The 18,384-nt window shown below is 63.8% G+C and carries 14 protein-coding genes; 8 read left to right on the top strand and 6 right to left on the bottom strand.

The annotated features are described in order from the left end of the window. Positions 1–70: 70 nt before the first annotated feature. From AB4037_RS04495 to AB4037_RS04485, 3 genes are read left to right on the top strand one after another with little or no spacing between them, the layout of a single operon-like run. Positions 71–1,051, top strand: a complete 981-nt coding sequence (locus AB4037_RS04495) for an ABC transporter permease (protein WP_434960693.1) — start codon at positions 71–73, stop codon at positions 1,049–1,051. A 2-nt stretch (positions 1,052–1,053) separates the two neighbouring features. After that, positions 1,054–1,962: an ABC transporter permease gene (locus AB4037_RS04490; protein ID WP_441770674.1), complete on the top strand. Its 909-nt coding sequence runs from the start codon at positions 1,054–1,056 to the stop codon at positions 1,960–1,962. A 1-nt stretch (position 1,963) separates the two neighbouring features. Continuing rightward, positions 1,964–3,787: an ABC transporter ATP-binding protein gene (locus AB4037_RS04485; protein ID WP_441770673.1), complete on the top strand. Its 1,824-nt coding sequence runs from the start codon at positions 1,964–1,966 to the stop codon at positions 3,785–3,787. 227 nt (positions 3,788–4,014) lie between these two features. Here the strand turns inward: AB4037_RS04485 and AB4037_RS04480 are convergent, their stop codons facing one another. The 3 genes from AB4037_RS04480 to AB4037_RS04470 are packed head-to-tail and all read right to left on the bottom strand — an operon-like array spanning position 4,015 to position 7,064. After that, on the bottom strand, positions 4,015–4,383 hold the full coding sequence (locus tag AB4037_RS04480) for an endonuclease domain-containing protein (RefSeq protein WP_441770672.1): 369 nt from the start codon (positions 4,381–4,383) through the stop codon (positions 4,015–4,017). 46 nt (positions 4,384–4,429) lie between these two features. Next, positions 4,430–5,656: a Zn-dependent hydrolase gene (locus AB4037_RS04475; RefSeq protein WP_441770671.1), complete on the bottom strand. Its 1,227-nt coding sequence runs from the start codon at positions 5,654–5,656 to the stop codon at positions 4,430–4,432. Between the two features lie 7 nt (positions 5,657–5,663). After that, on the bottom strand, positions 5,664–7,064 hold the full coding sequence (locus AB4037_RS04470; RefSeq protein WP_434960688.1) for an amidase: 1,401 nt from the start codon (positions 7,062–7,064) through the stop codon (positions 5,664–5,666). Between the two features lie 321 nt (positions 7,065–7,385). Here AB4037_RS04470 and AB4037_RS04465 point away from each other — a divergent pair, with 321 nt between their 5' ends. Both AB4037_RS04465 and AB4037_RS04460 read left to right on the top strand, forming a co-directional pair. Next, a complete protein-coding gene (locus AB4037_RS04465; protein ID WP_441770670.1) occupies positions 7,386–8,339 on the top strand; it encodes a phosphotransferase in 954 nt (317 codons plus the stop codon). After that, positions 8,339–9,298, top strand: coding sequence for a phosphotransferase (locus AB4037_RS04460; RefSeq protein ID WP_434960686.1), 960 nt, complete (start codon positions 8,339–8,341; stop codon positions 9,296–9,298). The genes AB4037_RS04465 and AB4037_RS04460 overlap by 1 nt, the downstream gene beginning before the upstream one ends. Positions 9,299–9,385: 87 nt before the next feature. Here the strand turns inward: AB4037_RS04460 and AB4037_RS04455 are convergent, their stop codons facing one another. Next, on the bottom strand, positions 9,386–10,336 hold the full coding sequence (locus AB4037_RS04455) for a helix-turn-helix domain-containing protein (protein WP_441770669.1): 951 nt from the start codon (positions 10,334–10,336) through the stop codon (positions 9,386–9,388). A 214-nt stretch (positions 10,337–10,550) separates the two neighbouring features. Beyond that, positions 10,551–11,420 carry a DeoR/GlpR family DNA-binding transcription regulator gene (locus tag AB4037_RS04450; RefSeq protein WP_434960684.1) on the bottom strand — a complete coding sequence of 290 codons (870 nt, stop codon included), beginning with the start codon at positions 11,418–11,420 and terminating at the stop codon, positions 10,551–10,553. A 351-nt stretch (positions 11,421–11,771) separates the two neighbouring features. Here AB4037_RS04450 and AB4037_RS04445 point away from each other — a divergent pair, with 351 nt between their 5' ends. The 3 genes from AB4037_RS04445 (at position 11,772) to AB4037_RS04435 (ending at position 17,171) form a co-directional block, all read left to right on the top strand. Beyond that, positions 11,772–13,112 (top strand): aspartate aminotransferase family protein, encoded by a 1,341-nt coding sequence (locus AB4037_RS04445; RefSeq protein ID WP_441770668.1) that lies wholly within the window; start codon positions 11,772–11,774, stop codon positions 13,110–13,112. Positions 13,113–13,256: 144 nt separating this feature from the next. Beyond that, positions 13,257–13,781, top strand: coding sequence for a hypothetical protein (locus AB4037_RS04440; RefSeq protein ID WP_434960682.1), 525 nt, complete (start codon positions 13,257–13,259; stop codon positions 13,779–13,781). A 261-nt stretch (positions 13,782–14,042) separates the two neighbouring features. Further along, positions 14,043–17,171: a LysM peptidoglycan-binding domain-containing protein gene (locus tag AB4037_RS04435; protein WP_441770667.1), complete on the top strand. Its 3,129-nt coding sequence runs from the start codon at positions 14,043–14,045 to the stop codon at positions 17,169–17,171. 68 nt (positions 17,172–17,239) lie between these two features. Here AB4037_RS04435 and AB4037_RS04430 read toward each other — a convergent pair whose 3' ends face one another. After that, on the bottom strand, positions 17,240–18,283 hold the full coding sequence (locus AB4037_RS04430) for an EscU/YscU/HrcU family type III secretion system export apparatus switch protein (RefSeq protein ID WP_434960680.1): 1,044 nt from the start codon (positions 18,281–18,283) through the stop codon (positions 17,240–17,242). Positions 18,284–18,384 lie beyond the last annotated feature (101 nt).

Raw genomic sequence — 18,384 nt, 5'->3', positions numbered from 1 at the left:
GCCGCAAGGGACTGGAGCCGGTCCCCCCGGCCGGCTCCTCTTTTTTCCAGGCGGTGCGGGATCGTTGCCGATGCTGATTGTCGAATTCCTGATCAAGCGGATCGCCCAGGGCCTGCTCATCGTGGCCCTGACGTCGCTGATCATCTTCACGCTGCTGCGCGTGGTTCCGGGCGACCCGGTCCGCCTGATCGTGGGTGGCATGGCGCCGGACAATGTCGTCGAAGAAGTCGCCACCAAGATGGGACTGCGCGATCCGATCATCGTGCAATATGGCCGCTACATGGTAGGCCTCGCCAAGGGCGATCTCGGCCAATCCTATATCAGGCCGCGCAGCGGCGGTGTCGCGGCAGGCGGGCAATATGTCGACCCGACCAAGGCCGAGATGGCACCGGTGGCCAGCCTCATCCTCGAACGCCTGCCGTTGACCCTGCAGCTCGCCGGTGTCGCCCTGGTCTTCGCGTTGCTGATCTCCTTTCCGATCGGGCTCGCGGGCGGTCTCAACCAGCATGGCTGGCCGAATGCGCTGGCCTTCGGCGTGCAGTCGCTGTTCGTCTCCATCCCGAATTTCTGGCTCGCCATCGTACTGATCCTGTTCCTGTCGGTGAAGCTCGATTGGCTGCCGGCACTGGGTTACAAGGGCTTCAGCTATGTGCTGCTGCCGGCCTTCGTGCTGGCGGTGGAGATCTCGCCCTTCATCATCCGCACCCTGACGACCTCGCTGGGCGAGGTGATGCAGGCGCCCTTCATCGACGAAGCCCGCGTACGCGGCCTGTCGCGCCGGCGCATTGTCTATTCCCATGCCCTGCGCAACGCCTCGGTGCCCCTGGTCAACCTGCTCGGCATCCAGCTCTCCACCCTGATCGGCGGCGTGCTGGTGATCGAATACATCTTCGACTATCCGGGCCTGGGCAATCTCACCGTGGTCTCGGTGCTCGGCCGCGATTTTCCGGTGATCCAGGGCATCGCCATCACCACCAGCGCCGTCTTCGTCTTCATCAACATCCTGGTCGATCTCGTGGCCTATCTCATCGACCCCCGCGTGGAGATCTGAGCATGAGTATCGTGACCAGCGACGCCGTGCCTACCCATGAACGGGCCCAGTCGATCAGCCGCCGCATTCTGGCCAGCGCCTGGGCCATGCCGAGCTTTCGCGTCGGCCTGTTCGTCTTCCTGGCGCTGCTCCTCGTCTCGGCGATCTATCCTGAGTTCTCCTCTATTTCCGCCACCAAGATGGTGGTGAAGGACAAGTTCATTCCGCCGCTGTTCCTTGGCGAGAAGTGGACCTGGCTCCACCCGCTCGGCACCGACCAGCTCGGCCGCGACATGCTGCTGCGCTGCCTGATCGGCCTGCGCTATTCGCTGCTGATCGGTATCGTCACCGTGGCGCTGGTCTTCCTGATCGGCTGCGGGTTCGGCCTGCTCGCCGGCTTCAAGGGCGGCTGGTGGGATACCGTCATCATGCGCATCACCGACGCGCAGCTCTCGATCCCGATGATCATCCTGGCCATCACCATCCTGGGCGTGACCAAGCCCGAAGTGCACACCATCATCATCGTGCTGGCTCTGTCCGGCTGGCCGCTCTATGCCCGTGTCGCCCGCAGCGCCGCCGTCACCGAGCGCGGCAAGGAATATGTCCGCGGCCTGCGGGTGCTCGGCGCCGGCGACTGGCGCATCCTCCTGCTCTATGCCGCGCCGAACATCCTGCCGCCGATTGCCTTCGTCGCCGTGCTGGACGTCGCCCGCATGATGATCTTCGAGGCGATCCTCGGCTTTCTCGGCCTCGGCATCCAGCCGCCGACGCCGAGCTTTGGCTCGATCATTTCCGACAGCCGCAAATATCTCATCAACGCCTGGTGGATCGCCACCAGCCCCGGCGTGTTCCTGGCCCTGGCGCTGACATCGATCAACCTGATGGGGTCCGCCCTCGAAAAGGCGCGCAACAAGATCTATGGAGGCGCCTGAGATGGACAATTCCCCGATCCTGGAAACCCGCCATCTCACTGTCGGCTCGCCGCGCGACGAGGCGCCCGTGCTCGACGACATCGCGCTCACGCTCCACAGCGCCGAGATCTTCGGCATCTATGGCGAGAGCGGCGCCGGCAAGACGGTGCTCAGCCGTGCCCTCGCCAACTGGCTGCCCGAGAGCCTGACTTATCGCCGCGGCTCGGTGCTGTTCGCAGGAAAGGACGTCACCACGGATTCCGCCGGAAATAGTTTCATCGTCGGCCGCGACATCGCCTATATCGGTTCCAAGCCCCAGAGTTCGCTCGATCCGACCCAGCCGGTCGGCGTGCAGATCTGCGAAAAGCTGCGCAGTGTGCGCCCGGCCTGGAGCAGGAAGGAATGCCACGAGCGTGTCATCCAGCTGCTCGGCGAGGTACGCATCCCCTCCCCGAGGGAGCGCTACTGGGAATACCCGTCCAAATTCTCCGGCGGCATGATGCAGCGTGCCATGATCGTCGACGCGATCTGCGCCGAGCCGGCCGTTCTGATCGCCGACAACATCACCCAGCCGCTCGACGTCACCATCGCCGCCCAGATCGTGGCACTGCTGCATGATCTCTGCCAACGCCACAAGATGGCGACGATCTACCTGTCGTCGTCGCTGGCGACGCTCGGCCAGTTCGGCGGGCGCACGGCCGTGCTGCACCAGGGGCGCCTGGTGGAAGAGCAGCCCTTCTCCGAGTTGATGCGGACGCCGCAGGACGACTACACCCGCCGCGCTATCGCCAGCGTGCCACGCATCTGGTCGACAAGCGAACAGCCGCTCTCGCGCCGCAACGAGGCCGACGCGCCGCTGATGCGGGTGGCTGACGCTCATCGCACCTATCTCGCCCGCAAGCGCGGCACCTTCAACACCTATCGCCATATCCAGGCGGTGCGTGGCGTCAGCTTCGACATCCTGCCGCGCGAGAACTTCGGCATCGTCGGTGAATCCGGTTGCGGCAAGTCGACCTTGACCCGCCTGCTCGCCTGGCTGGAAGCGCCCGACAAGGGCGACATCATCCTTGGCGGCGTCTCGCTGCGCACCCTTTCCGCCCGTGAGCTGCTTGCCAAGCGCGGCGAGTTCCAGCTGCTGCTGCAGGATCCCTACAACGCCCTGCCCCCGCGCACGACGGTGGGGCGGATGATCGAGGAAAGCCTGCTGATCCGCGGCAGCCATAGCGGCAAAGCACTGCGCGAGCGCGTATTCGCCGCCATGCAGGAGGTCGGCCTGTCGCCCCGCCTCTATGACGAGTTGCCCAATGCCTTGTCCACCGGCGAGCGCCAGCGCATCTCGATTGCCCGCGCCCTCGTGCTCTCGCCCAAGCTGCTGATCCTCGACGAAACCCTGTCCGCCCTCGACCAGCGCGAACAGGCCAAGCTCATTGAGCTGTTCTCCAGCCTGCAGGAGAAGAACGATCTTACCTATGTCTTCATCTCCCATGACCTCGCCATGGTCCGGAAGGTGTGCACCCGCATCGCGGTGATGTATCTGGGCGAAATGGTCGAGATCGCCGACAATCACGATCTCTTCTTCGAGCCGCAGCATCCTTACACCAAGGCCCTGCTCTCGGCTGCGCCGACCCTGGAGGAAAAGCCTTTCGATCCGCAGGACTATCTGCTCGAAGGCGAACCGCCGAGCCCCATCGACATCCCGCCCGGCTGCAGCTTCGCTTCCCGCTGCCCCAAGGCTTTCGGGCGCTGCCGCACCGAGACGCCAGCATTGAAGGAACATCGCCCGGGCAGCTTTGCCGCCTGCCATTTGCTCGATGCGGAGGCGGGAGAGAAGTCGGCGGCGGCATAATAGAACGATTAGTCTGGAATAAAGCGCAACCAGCCTTCTCCACGAAGTGGGGAAGGTGGCCCGGCAAAGCCGGGTCGGATGGGGTGTGGTGAGCAACGCTCCATTCTTCGAAAGCTGGCACGACGGTAGTGCCATCGCGTTGCTTTCAGCGCGCTGCCCGCCACACCCCATCCGTCATTTCTTCGAAATGACACCTTCCCCACTACGTGGAGAAGGCTGGTTGCGCTCTATTTTGTAAGGCGAACACAAGCCGCCTTGATGCGGTCGACGGCCAATTGCAGCGAGCCGATCACCAGATCGTCCGGCAGGCGCAACACGCGCCACCCCTGGCGTTCCAGCCAGGCCTGGCGCTCTCGATCATAAGCCGCAGCTTCCTCATTCTCATGCGTGCGGCCATCGACCTCGATGAGCAGAGCGGCCTCATGGGCAACAAAATCCACGGTATAGGGACCTATCGGCACCTGCCGGCGGAACTTGACGCCAACGCCACCAGCTCGCAATTCCCACCACAGCATGCTCTCCGACTTGGTCATCAGCCGCCGGCGTTCCCGCGCGAATTTGCGGCTGGATTGTCGATAGGAACGCGGCTCATTCATGGAGAAAGCATGAAGCGGCTACCGCCGCGATTCAAGCATCCCGCCCCTACTCTTCCGTCACCAGGCGCCAGATCACTTCCGTGAGCACCGCGAGCCCCTTGTCGAGGGAGGTCTCGTCGGTGAATTCGGCGGGGTTGTGGCTGAGGCCGTTCCGGCTTGGCACGAAGATCAATGAAGCCGGCACGCACTTGTTGAGGGCAAGCGCGTCATGGCCGGCGATCGTCTTCATTTCCATCGAGGAAAAGCCCAGATCCCGGGCGACCGAAGCGGTCAGCGCTGCGCCATGTGGATCGAGCGCTGCCGTGCCGCGCTGCTCGTCGGCCGCGACCTCGACGTCGACGCCCAAGGACGCCACTGCAGCCCGCGTCTCGGCCAGAAAGCGGTCGCCGAGCCCGAGGGCGATCGCGGCATCCTCATGTCGGAACTCGAACCAGACCTGGACCCGGCTCGGCGTCACATTGGGCGAATTGGGAGCGACGGTGATGCGGGCCGCTGACGCATGGGAGCCGGTGCGGCTGAGTTCGATCAGGCAGTGGTGCAGCTCGATCGCCCTGGCAGCCGCCCGCAGGGCATCGCGGCGGCGGGCCATGCGGGTCGGGCCCGTATGTGAGGGCTCGCCATGAAAGACCAGCGACAGCTTGCGCGCCGCCCAACAGCCGGTGACGACGCCGATCTCGACCCCCTCTTCCTCCAGAAGCGGCCCCTGCTCGACGTGAAGCTCGACATAGCGCCGGGGTTCCAGGGGCAGGTCTGCGGTGCCACGATAGCCGATGGCGGTTAGCGCTTCCGCCAGGGTGACGCCAGTACCGTCAGCAAGAGCGAGGGCGGCATCGAGCGCAAGTGTGCCGGCAAAGACTGAACTGCCGGTCAGGCTCGGCTGGAAGCGGGCGCCCTCCTCGTTGGTCCAGTTGGCCAGGACGAGATTGCGCCTGGCCTTGCCCGGCTCGACGGCCGCACGCGCGGCGACCGCCTCGATCGCCAGAAGGCCCGCCAAGACGCCATAGACGCCGTCAAAACGACCGCCGGTCGGCTGGCTGTCGAGATGGGAGCCGACGACCACCGCATCCTTCGACGACGGGGCCAGGCTGGCAATGCCGAACATGTTGCCGATGGGATCGACATGCAGAGCGAGCTGGCGGCCACTGATTTCCGCCGCAAGCAGGGCACGGGCCTGCCCGTCCTCCGACGTTCCGGTCAGGCGGCAGACGCCGCCATCGGGCGTGGCGCCGATCCGCGCAAAAGTCTCCAGCAGGCTGTTCAATGTCGAGGTCATGCTCGCCTCATGCCCGGGGCTGGAGCGGCCAGTCCATGGTAATCGACCTAAGGTCCTCCAGTGCCTTGGTCACCTGCAAGACGCCGAGATCGTCGCAGCGATGGCCGATGACCTGGATTCCGATTGGCAGATGCCGATCGTCAAAGGCCGTGCAGACGGTGGAGGCTGGCTGGCCGGTCTGGTTGAACAGGGCCGTGAACACGGTATGGGCCAGCGGCACCTCCCGCGAGACGCCCGGTTCCTCGGCTGGGAAATTCACCACCGGCAAGGTCGGGGCGATCACATAGTCCCAGCCCTCGAAAGCGGCGAGCAGCACCGCTTTCATCTTCGTGATGGCGCTGAGGCTGCGAAAGAGATCCTCACCCGAATGCGAGGCCCCCTGCAGGGCCCAATCCCGCACGTATTGATTGATACCGTTGCCGTCATGCGCAGGCAGGTCGCTATATTCGACGAAGCCGCGGACCTGCAGATAGAGGTCGATGGGGGCATAGGCGTCCTGGTCCAGCGGCGAGACGAAGGGTTCGACGATAGCCCCGGCCCCCTCCAGCAACCGGCCGGCAGCCTCTACGGCTGCATGCACGGCGGGTTCCGGCTTCGGCCCGAACCCCATATCGGTAAGGACGCCGATGCGCAGCCCCTTGAGGTCGCGTTCGAGATGCCGGTGATACTGCATGCCGTCGCCCGGGAAGCTCCAGGTATCGCGCTCGTCGGGACGCGTCAGCACGCTCAGCATGCGGGCTATGTCCGCGACCCGCCGTCCCATCGGGCCGGCCATGCGCATGGTGTCGGGCGGCAGATGCGGCACCCGGCCATGGCTCGGCTTGAGCGAGGCGAGCCCGCAATGGGCCGCGGGCAGACGCACCGAGCCGGCAATGTCGGTTCCAACAGACAGGAAGCCCATGCCGGCCGCAACCGAGGCACCGGCACCGGAGGAGGATCCGCCCGTATTCCAGGACAGGCCCCAGGGATTGCGGGTGATGCCGTGCAGCGAGCTGATGCCTGATGCCATCAACCCGCAATCGGGCATGGTCGTCTTGGCGAAGATCGGGGCGCCGGTCTCCATGAGGGCAAGGGCGGGCGGCGAATTGTAGGTCGAGGCCGGCTGGTTTCGGTTGGCGGCAATGCCGTGGGTGTAGGGCCAGCCCACCATGGCCACGCTGTCCTTGACGGTGACCGGGATGCCGTCGAGCACACCAGCGGGCGTACCGGCCCGATAGCGGGCCTCGGAGGCCCGGGCCGTGGCGAGGGCCTCGTCCGGCCGCAGGCAGAACAGCGCGTTGACGGCGGTATTGGTCGCCTCGGCGTGTTCGATCACCGTGCGCGTAACCTCGACCGGGGAAAGCTCCCCTGCCGCATAGGCGTCGACGATCTCACCGACACTCATGGCGACAAGGCTGGTGATGGACATGGAAGGCTCCCTGTTCCGGCGCGGATAGGAGCACCGGTGATACCGCTCGACCTAACGGGTTTTGGCCAAGCTCGGGTAGAGGCGCAGTCTGCCGGACAAGAAATCATGGAGCATCAGACATCCTCACCGCAGCCTTTCGCGGCGAAGATAGGATCGGGGCAATGGCTTGCGCCATAGCCTCCAAAATCACCATCGCTAGGGCAAAGTGCGTCAAACGAAACGCTCCGGCTCTAGTTCCTTGTTTCGACATGCCTTTGTGATTCCAGGCGATTTCGCAAAGGTCTTGGCGACACCACAAAGACTCCGGGGGCCGACGACGGAATGAGTATGTTCGAGGAGGAGCGGGCACGTGCCGAGGCCCATGTCCGACAGCTGCCCGGCTGGGCAGCACGCGCGATCACGACGGAACCAGCCATACCGGTGCTTGCCTCACCGAGTTGGCGAGGCGTCGACGGCTCGCCCTGGCGGGTCCGCGACAAGGCAAGCGGCGACAGCCTGTTCGTCAAACTCATGCATCCCGACGCCGCCTTCTACATCGATGTCGCCTGCGCCTTCCAGGCGGCGCGGCAGGCCTCCGAACTCGGTATCGGTCCTCATGTCTACCTCGCGGACGACGGCACGGGTGCCCTGGTGATGGAGGACCTCGACGCCGGCTGGCGTACCGCCACGCTGGAGCGCCTGCTCGAACAGGATATCGTCGATCGCGTTCTTGTCGCGCGCCGGCGTTTTCAGGAAAGCTCCGCGCTCTCCCGCACCAGCAGCGTGTTCGACGAGATCGAGCGCTTCCACCGGGATGCTCGCGCGGCCAAAGGCCAATTGCCTGCCGATGCGGACTGGCTGCTGGCGGAATTGCGCTATGCCGGCGAGGCGCTGGCGCCTGGCCGAAAGGCGCCGGTGCCCAGCCATGGCGACGGCAATGTCTCCAACATCATGATCAGCGAGGCTGGCGAGATCCGCTTGGTCGACTGGGACAGGGCTGGGAATGCCGACCCACTGGAGGATCTCGGCAGCTTCCTCGCCGAAGCCTTCGACCAGGAACCGGAGGCGAGGGATGCTTTCGCCCGCAGCCAGGGCGGCTTCGACGAGGCCGCCTACAACCGCGCCTGGCTCTACGGCGTGGCGGATGATCTGCGCTGGGGGCTGATCGGCACCCTGGTAGCCGCCCGCTCGCCGCGCAACACCCTGGAATTCCATAAATTCGCCAGCTGGCGCCTGGTGCGCTGCCGCATGGCCGCGCATTCGTCCCGTTTCGGCGAAGCGCTGCGGAGGATCTGATGTCCGTCAAGAAACGCCTCGGCGAGGCCGCCAGCGAAGCCGAACATCGCCTCGAGCAAGCAGTCGCCCGGGTGCCGTCCTGGCAAGGCCGCAGCGTGCATTATACCTCCCTGGTAGGCGGTTTGATGAACCAGAACTGGGTTGCCGAGATCGAAGGCGATGCCAGGCGCTATTTCATCAAGGTGCCTGGTGCGGGCTCGGAGATGTTCATCGATCGGGTCGCCGCCAATGAAGCCGCGCGCAACGCCCACGCGATCGACGTGGCGCCCGAAGTGGTGTTCTTCGATGCGGCGGATGGCCTGGAGATCAGCGAATTCCTCGACGGCTACCGGGCTTGCACCAATGCCGATTTCTCCGATCCGGCCATCCAGGCCGACGTGCTCGACATCTATCGCCGCCTGCATGCCAGCCCGGCTCTGTCCCTGACCAAGACCATCTTCGACATGATCGAGGAGCATATCGAGCAGGGCCACGAACTCGGCGCCCATTTTCCGCCGGCCATGCCCTGGATCGAGCACCGCTATCGCCAGGCCAAAACCGCCTTCCTGGCCTCGGGGCTCGATCTCGTACCCTGTTTCAACGACCCGATGCCCGGCAATTTCCTGATCAGTGCCGACGGTGCCCCCAATTCGCGGCCGATGAAACTGATCGACTATGAGTTCGCCTCCAACAATGAACGGGCCTATGAGCTCGGTGTGCTGTTCGCCGAGATGTTCTACGACGAGCGCAAGACCCTGGAGCTCATCGAGGAATATTGCGGCTCGGTCCGGCCCGACATGGTTGCCCGCGTCATGCTTAACCGCGCCCTGGCCGACGTCAAATGGGCGAGCTGGGCCGTGGTCAACCGCAAGCTCAACAGCTGGGACTTCGACTACCAGAAATATGGCGTGTGGAAATATATGCGTGCGCGCCAGGTCATGTACGACCCGCGGTGGGAGAGCTGGCTGCGGCAGATCTGATCATCTTGGGGGGCTGGTTTTGCGACCAGCCTTTCACGCACCGCACCTGCGGGCAAGGTTGGGCGGGTCCGAAGACCCGCCCCCCAATCAAGGCGAAGCCTGCAGGGTGTGGGACCTGAAACTATGGCGCGGCAGGCGCTCCTGCGTCTCCACAGCCTGCAGCGGCGCCTTCAACTCTGGCACCTCCTGCGCGGTACGCCGCGCATCACGCGGCGCCATGTTGAACTGGCGGCTGAAGCTGCGCGAGAAATGCGAGACGTTCTTGAAGCCGACCTGGTAGGCGATCTCCGAGACCGTGAGTCGTCCCCCCGGATCGCCCACCAGCAGCTCGTAGGCCCGCTGCAGGCGCCTCAACTGCATGAACTGGCTCACCGTGGTGTCGTCGTCATTGAACAGGCTGTAGAGATAGCTCAGTGAGATCCTGCTGCTGGCGGCGATCTTGCGAGGTGTCAGTTCCTGGTCGCCGAGATTCTTCTCGATGAACTCGAAAATGCGCCTGCGCAGATGGTAGCGCGCATTGCGCACATCCACGGTCGAGCCGCGATCCTCCGCGCCGATGGCTAGCGCCACGAAGCTGAAGATCTCGGTGGCGAGCGCTTCCGGATTGGGCGGCGGGCAATCGGCGAAGACTTCTGCAACACTGCGCAGCAGATCCACCATGAGACGCGTCATTTGTACATTGGCGCCGAAGCGGCGGCCGATGTGATCGTCGACCGACGTCATCCGCCCCCGCAGTTCCAGCACGGGAATGCGCAGCACCATGAGCGTGGTGTTCTCCTGGGCAGAGAATTCGTGAAATTCCATCTGGCTGAACAGCCCATACTCGCCGGCCCCCACGCTGCCTGTACGGCCGGCCTGCGCATAGTGCAGCCTCCCGCTCAGGGGAACCAGGAGCATGTAGCAGGCCTCGCTTGCACCTCTGGCCGGCTCGCAATGACAGACCCGCTCTCCCTCGGCCTGCGTGATTTCCAAAGTGAGCCGGCCGATATGGATCGGCCGTGATGCCGCGGGTCGCGTGCGGATGGCAGGATGATGCATGAGGTGGCCCCGTTCGATCTGTCTGGATGGTGTTTGGTCTTGTTATGGTTTCGGCCCGCAATCTGGTGCAGACTCGGCCTATCGATGGCTCTGCGGCCACTTTGCCTGAGAGGTTAGAGAAAGTTGTGATCCTAGCGGATCACAACTTTCTCTAACTCTTTGTTTTAACGCCTTTTCTTGATCGAAAAATCTGTCAACTTTTCTGGAAAATGCTCTAGCGCGTCCCCTCCCCGGTATTCTCGCTTCGCGGACCGGCAACGATGATCTCCGTGCCGGCCTCCTTGAGGCCGCCGGCGAGCGAGCCTTGCGGCTGCCGATCGGTGACCAGGCGGTCGATCGCATCCCAGCGCGAGCAGATGGCGACCGCGAGCTGGTCGAATTTGGCGTGATCGGCCACCACGATCGCCTCCGCGGCCCGCTGGACCATGGCGGCATAGACGGCACCGGCCTCCTCGTCGGCATCGTAGATGCCGCGGGCACCCAGGCCAGTGGCGCCGACAATGGCGCGATTGGCCTCGTAGCCATTGATGCTGGCAATCGTCTGCGATCCCAGCAGATAGCCTTCGCTGGCATGGACGCGGCCGGCACAGAACAGTACGCGGATGGTCGGGTTGGTGCCGAGCGCCATCGCGGCGGCGAAATCATGGGTGATGACGGTGATGTCGCGGTTGCGGGCGGCCAGGAAGCGGGCGACATGATAGGTCGTGGTGCCGCCACCCAGCATCAGCACTTCCTTGGGCAGGATCATGGCCGACACCGCCGCGGCGATGGCTTCGCGCTCGGCGATCATCACATGGCGGCGATCACTACGAGAGGGTTCGTGCGCAAAGGGACGCGAAGCCCCGCCATAGGTTCGATTGATCAGGCCCTGTTCATGCAATTCGAGGAGGTCGCGCCGGATCGTCTCACCGGAGACACCGAGGGCGGCGGCGAGTTCGGACGCCCGCAGGGTCGGCGCGGCGGAAAGCTGCGCGATGATGCGCTGCTGGCGCACTTCCTTGGAAAGCCGGTCACGTTCCTGGCTCGGCTGAGCCGAACGGGAATGTCTGTCTTCCTTCTCCGCGGACGGCGCATCGCTTGCCATCGATCACTCCACCGGTTGGCGTCGCTGCTGGAAACGGGACTTGGCGTCCTCTCCCATGATCTTGTTCCAATAAATGTGGAATGTCCACAAAAAATGCGGAACCTTCCTCACATCCACATGCTACCGCCTTCTCTCAACCATTCTGTTTCTTGACAAAATGGATAAAATAAATGTCGGTTTTTATGTAATTTTCAAAATGAGGCACGGTCTGACACTGATATTCTTCGAACTGTGTGCTGAGCGTCTTTGAAGATTGTGGAACCTCACACACAATTCAATGTTGGATGCAAAGTTGCTCATCTCCCGCAGGGAGATGCCCGTCAGCCCCACCGGAAACCGCCTGGACCAGCCATGCAGATCGAGAAGGAAATCCTCGCCCTCAACGCCTATGACCCAGCGGCGGCCGCGCCCGGCGACGAAAAAACGCGCCGCGCGGTGGAGCGGCGCCTGGGTGCTTTCGGGCGAGCAGCCGTGCTGTTCTATCGTGAGCCCATCGAGGCGGTGAGCGCCGAGGGCGTGTGGATCCAGGGGGCGGATGGCAGGCGCTATCTCGACGTCTACAACAACGTGCCCTCCGTCGGGCACTGCCATCCGCGTGTGGTCGAGGCCATCCGGCAGCAGGTCGGCACGCTGAACATCCACACGCGCTATCTCAATGCGGTCGTCGACAGCTATGCCGAGCGCCTGCTGGCGACCCTGCCGGAGCCGATCGGCAATGTCGTCCTCACCTGTACCGGCAGCGAGGCCAACGACCTTGCGCTGCGCGTCGCCCAGGCGGCCACTGGCGGCACAGGTTTCATCGTGACCGAAATGGCCTATCACGGCAACACGGCGGCGGTGACCGACATCTCGCCGTCCTCGCGCCCGGGCCGCCCGCTTGCACCGCATGTGCGGACCGTGTCGGCACCGGATTCCTACCGCAGAACGGACGAGCATCCCGGCGAGGCCATGGCCGCCGCCGTGACCGAAGCGATCGTGGACATGGCGGGCAAAGGCATCCGCTTTGCCGGCATGATCGCCGACACCATCTTCTCCAGCGATGGCGTCCATGCCGACCCGCCCAGCCTGCTGGTGCCCGTCATCGATGCCGTGCACGCCCAAGGCGGCCTCTTCATCGCCGATGAGGTCCAGCCGGGCTTCGGTCGTACCGGCGACGCCCTCTGGGGGTTCCAGCGCCACGGCATCGTTCCCGACATCGTCACCATGGGCAAGCCGATGGGCAACGGCTTCCCCATGGGCGGCATGGCGCTAAGCCCGGATCTGCTCGCCGCCTTCAACACCCGCGACAGGTATTTCAACACCTTCGGCGGCAATCCCGTGGCCGCCGCCGCGGGCCTCGCCGTGCTCGACGTGATCCGGGACGAAGGCCTCATCGAGAATGCCCGAGAGGTCGGCCGCTATCTTCGCAACGGCCTGCAGGAGATTGCCAACCGGCATCTTGCCATCGGCGAAGTTCGCGGCGCCGGCCTGTTCATCGGCCTGGAATTCGTCACGGACCGCGAAAGCAAGACCCCGGCGCCGGAAACGGCCAGTGCCATGATAAACGGACTGCGCGAGCGCGGGGTACTGATCGGCGCGGCGGGCGCTTATGGCAACACCTTGAAGATCCGTCCGCCCCTCTGCTTCGGCAGGGAGCATGCTGACGCCTTCGTCGACCATTGCGATGCGGTCCTGGAGCAGATCGGCGGCTAGGAAAAATGCGGCGTCGCGTCCGCTGCTGGCTGTCCGAACCTTTGCCAAGCCATGCCCAAAAGTCCCGCAACCGCCTGTTGGCCTCACTTACTCCACACCTGAATGATCAGTTTCGTTCGATCACAGTGGAAGTAGGAGTGCGCCATGCATAGTTTGTCCCTCGTTGCGATCTTGTCGTTATCGCTTGCGGCAGCAACTTCGGCATCGGCCCAGTTGCTCGGCGAGAAATACACGCGCTACCCTGGCCAGCCCGCCTGTACGCTTTTCGTCTCCCTCGACAAGATCAAAGCGGGGCGCCCGCTTCCCACCGATTGCATCAAACTGCGGCAATTCCAGAGGGTGACCTATCAGCGCAATGTGGGGGGCTACGAGGTCATCGATGTCGGTGGCCGCATCTATTTCACCTTCGGAAACTGCGATTACACCGGCAATACCAGCCCGTCCAAGAGCTGCTTCACCTTCAAGTCCAACGCCGCGGATATGAAGGCCGATGATATCGGACTTGCCGAACGCAAGGCGGCCGACAGTAAAAGACGCCTGGACAAGTGCCTGGAGCAGGCGGCGCCGGCTCGGCCCGGCGAGCGAAAGGCCGCGCAACGAAGCTGCACTTCCTTTGCCGCGACATATAGGAACGAGAAGAAGAATCTGGATCGAATCCGCGCCCAATAAATTGATTATTGAAGATTCCATTGGGTGCGGAGATCTTTCAGAAAGCAACTCGTCCACGTCGCGCGACGTGCGACGATAGTCCGAGCGTTGAAGTGTTCGGCGATGCAGCGCAAAGCTCGCCGGCCGCACGCCAAATGTCCGACGTGTCATAAAACCATCATCCACCCCCGGCCATAGTGCTACCCACAAACTGGCCACGCGCCCGCTCGCGGTGGATGCGCTGTCGCCATGGCACGACTGGTTTTGGCGGGGTAATGCAGCATGTCTTTTCGCATAGATCCGAACGCACGGTTTCGCTTCGATCCAATCCGGAATGTCAGCTTCGCGCTTCCCCCGCAGCAGCAGAAATTCTTCGAATCGCAGGTCGACAAGGCCGTGCGCGAACGGGCCGATGCTGGCGGGCCCAAACAACTCGACCCGAAGACGGAGAAGACGGTCGTCGTCGAACAGGGCGACAGCCTGTGGAAGATCGCCGCCGAGAGCAACGTCAAATTCGCGGACCTCATCGCGGCCAATAAGGGGCATCTCGATGCCAATGGCGAGGCGCTTCATCCCAACGACGTCGTCATCATCCCCGAAAGCGCGCCCGAGCTGGTCGCCAAATCCCCCACTGGTGCCGATGGCGTACCGTCTGGAGAAAAGGCCTTTCTCGACGACATCTACGGCCAGGGCAACAAGCTCGGCTACCAGGACGGGATCTCGCTGGAAGAGCTGAATGCCGGCGGGGCGGCCATCAAGGCCGATATCGGGGCCTATCTCGACGCCCTGCCGCCGTCCCAGCGCCAGGCGGCTGCCCTCCGGATCGCCGCTTACGACTGGTCGGATGGCGGGCCGGCCAAGGCCAGTGCCGAGGCAGCGATCAAGGAGCGCGGCCTCGAGACCGATCCCGAGGAGGCCTTTGCGAAAGGCCTCTATGAACGCGGCAACAAGGGTGCCGATTCCGACGACCCGAATTATGATTTCGCAGCCGAGCAGAAGCAGCTCACCGCCGATACCAAGGTCTATCTGGCCGGTCTGCCAAAGGCCGAGCGGCCGGCCGCGCTGCAGCGCCTGTTCGATCGCGACTGGACCGATGGCGGCCCCGTCTTGGGCGCGATCGAGACCGCCGGCAAGGAATTGGGCATCACCCTGCGCCCTTCAGGCCATGCCGGCCCGCAAGCGGAAGGCGCGGCGCGCAAGATAATCGATGATGCCAATGCTGCCGGCAGCCCGGGCGAAGCCTTCAAGAAACTGGCCGACGGTTATGCCAAGGCGACACCTGAGGTGAAGCAGGCCATCGCGAATTCGCAGGATGCCCGCATCCTCATCCAGGCGGCAGCCGACGAGGCAACGCAGAAGCTGAAGGGCTACGACCCCAAGAAGGCGAGCAGCGACCAGGGCGATGCCGCGACCGTGATGTACAATCTGCGCAGCCTGGTGGACAAGGCTGATCCCGCTCTGGCGGTCAAGCTGATGCAGGCCGCCCTGCCCACCATCGAGGCCGCCAATGCCACACGCCAGCGCGAGATCGGCACCAATCTGGTCGGCATGGAAGGCCTGTCGAACCTGATGAAGATCATCGACAAGATGGGCGATGCACCCGGCGCTTCGGCCATCGTCGAGCGCTTCGCCGACATCGGCAGCTACAACATCAATTCCATCCCCCAGGCCATCGCCAGCGGTTCGCGCCTGGATTACCCGCTCGCCCTCGGCTATCCAGTCGACGAAACCATCACGCCGAACGTGCAACAATTTGCGGCCGGCACAGTGAACAAGGATGTCGATGCCTATCTGGAACACACCAAGGAGCTGCAATATCTGATCGCCAGCAAGGGCCCGCTGATGACGCCGGAGCAGCTCACCCAGGCGATCGCGGACTACAAGACGGGCAAGGGCCCGCAATGGCAGCAGAAGGAACAGGATCTGGCCGCCAAGATCCGGGAGGACGGCAAGAAGCTCCTGGTCCAGATCGACCAATTGGGCCATCTGCCGCCCGAGCTCGCCCAATATCAGAAGCATGCCAACGACACCGTTGCCAAGCTCCTCGGCGACGACAAGACCGCAATGGCGCTCAACATGACGCTGACGCAGGAGCCGACCCTGCTCGGCCTGCCGCGGTTCGACAAGCTTGCCGGCACGCTGCGCTTGACCGATCGAGGCCGCAAGATCGTCGAGGAAGCTGCGACCCAGCTGATCCGGCGCACGGTGATCCCCGGCTTCGCCGATTTCGATCCCGGAAACCCCGCGACCTTCAAGAAGGTCGACGATGCCCTCGTTTCCTTCAAGGACGGCAGCATGGCCAAGATGCTCGGCGTCAAGCAGGGCGAACTCGACAAGGCCATCAAGCTGGTCGAGGATTCACTGCCAAAGGCCGGTGACGCGCCCGCCGAGGTGGAGCGCAAGATGCGCCAGCTCAATGCAGGGCTGGACGACATCACCGACGCCAATGGCATCAAGGCCTTCAAGAACGACACGACACCGGGCAAGATCCTGCGCATCATCGGCACCGCCGCCACCTTGGCAGGTCTTGCCAATTCCGGCGTCAACTTTGCCAACAACCCGACCTGGAAGGGTGGCCTGAAGATGGTGATCGATGCCGCCGGCGTCAGCCAGCGCGTGATCGAGCTCTCGCATGGCTTCGGCCTTCTCTCGGGCGGCAACAAGTCGGTGGAGGTGTTCGGATCCAGCAGCAAGCCGGCCGTGAAGGTTCTCGGTGCCGTCGGCGCGGTCTTCGATGTCTGGAACGCGGTCGATTATTTCAAGGCGGGTGATCCGACGATGGGGAGCCTCTCCCTCGCCGCGGGCGGCGGCACCGTCATGGCCGCGCTCGGCACCGGCACAGCCTTCGGCCCGATCGGACTGGCCGTCGTCATCGGCGCGGTGATCGCCCAGTTCGTCGTGGCTGGTAATCGCGACAACCATGAGTTCGAGACGGGCGACGCGACCGCCTTCCTCAAGCATGCCGGCCTGTCGGAGGAGGCCGCTACCGCCCTCAGGAACCAAAGCCGCGAAGGCTACAGCCCCGTGCCGCTCCTCATCAAATATGGCGAGGCCAAGGGCTTCAAGATGAACGATCCCGCCAGCCGCCAGGCCTTCATCGACTGGATCGACGCCATGCCCAAGGCGGCACGCGACACGCTGATCAGCAACCTGCACCACACGCTCGCCGGCCTCAAGGGCGATGCCTCCAAGCTCACGGCGACGGCATCGTCCGATTCAACCTATACGGATCCCTCGCGCTTCAACGCCAAGGAGGATTTCACCGCCCCCGACGACTACGGTTCGGGCGAGGTGACGGTGCATATCGACAACACCGCTTCCAAGGTTCGCAAGGGCGAAGCCGGCCCGGCCTCGGTCGCGCAGATCGATGTCGCCCTCACGGCACTCGGCATCGCCGTCCCCGTGGCCTGAGGGACCGGACGCCTTGCGGCCTTGGGACATCGCCTCGACTGCCAAGGCTGGCGGCTCGATACTCGATACTAGACCAGCCCGTTCTTGACGAGGTGGGCAACGATGGCGGGGAAATAATCCGCCTCGACATAGGCGCCCAGGGCCGTTCGCTCGAACAGCGCCTCCGCCAGGGCGGCATCCTCGACGATCGCCAGGTCCAGTTCGCGGGCTTGCGAGCGGAGGCTTGCGACGGCCGCCCCCTCGCCCTTGCCGACCACCACCGGAACGGGCGTTTCGCCACGCACATAGCGCAGGCCGACCAGATGGTCTCGGCCGGCGACGACCAGGACGGCATTGGCGAGGCCGAGCTTATAGGGCCGGCTGGTCACGTCGCGGCGCTGGCGTTGCAGCTCCTGTCTTATCAGAGGATCTCCCTCCAAGTCCTTGTGTTCGCGCTTGTATTCTGTCTTTGTCATACGCATGTCGCGCAGGAAGAGCCCGCGCTGGATCGGCACGTCGATAAGGCCGACGACGATGAAGGCAAGCGCAGCCGCAGCGCCGAGGGGCGTGAGAATGGCGAGCAGCGTCGGCTCCAGACAGGATTGGCCGCAGGCCGGAACTTCGAAGAGCGGCTGCAGCCAGGCGGCCAGGATGGCGACGAAGACGGCTGCGAGCAGCAGCGTCTTCATCAGGCTCTTGGCGAACTCGACGACATTGCGCAGGGACGCGATGCGCTTGAGCCCCTTGGCAGGGTTGACATGTTCGAATTGCGGCTTGAGCGGCTCGAAGGAAAACACCGGGCCGCGCGTTGCGATGGTGCTGACCAGAATCGTCACGCCGATGACGACGCCCGCCAATGGCACTACGATATAGAGGAGCGTGATCATCGCCTGATGGATCATGGCACTGGCGGTCTCGGCGAAAGGGGCCGATTGCGCCTCCGCGACAAGCTCGGCGAATTGCTTGATGCGATCCATGATGCCAGACCCGGCGATATAGAGGAAAGCGAGAGCGGCGAAGATCGAAAAGCCTGAAACCAGGTCCCGGCTGTTGGAAACCTGGCCTTTGCGCCGTGCATCGCGCAGTTTCTTTTCCGAAGCGGGAAGTTTCTTTTCTTCACTTTCCTGGGACATGTCAGCGCCCTATACCATGCGTACGCACACTATTTCCTGCGCGTTTTTGCGCGTTTCCAAGGTTCCTCGTGGATGACCTGCGTATATGGTTTCCGTGGCAG

This window comes from Labrys sp. KB_33_2 (assembly GCF_052114505.1).
Taxonomy (GTDB): domain Bacteria; phylum Pseudomonadota; class Alphaproteobacteria; order Rhizobiales; family Labraceae; genus Labrys.
The sequence above is the reverse complement of the archived record's forward strand: the minus strand, read 5'-3'. Positions and strand labels throughout refer to the sequence as shown.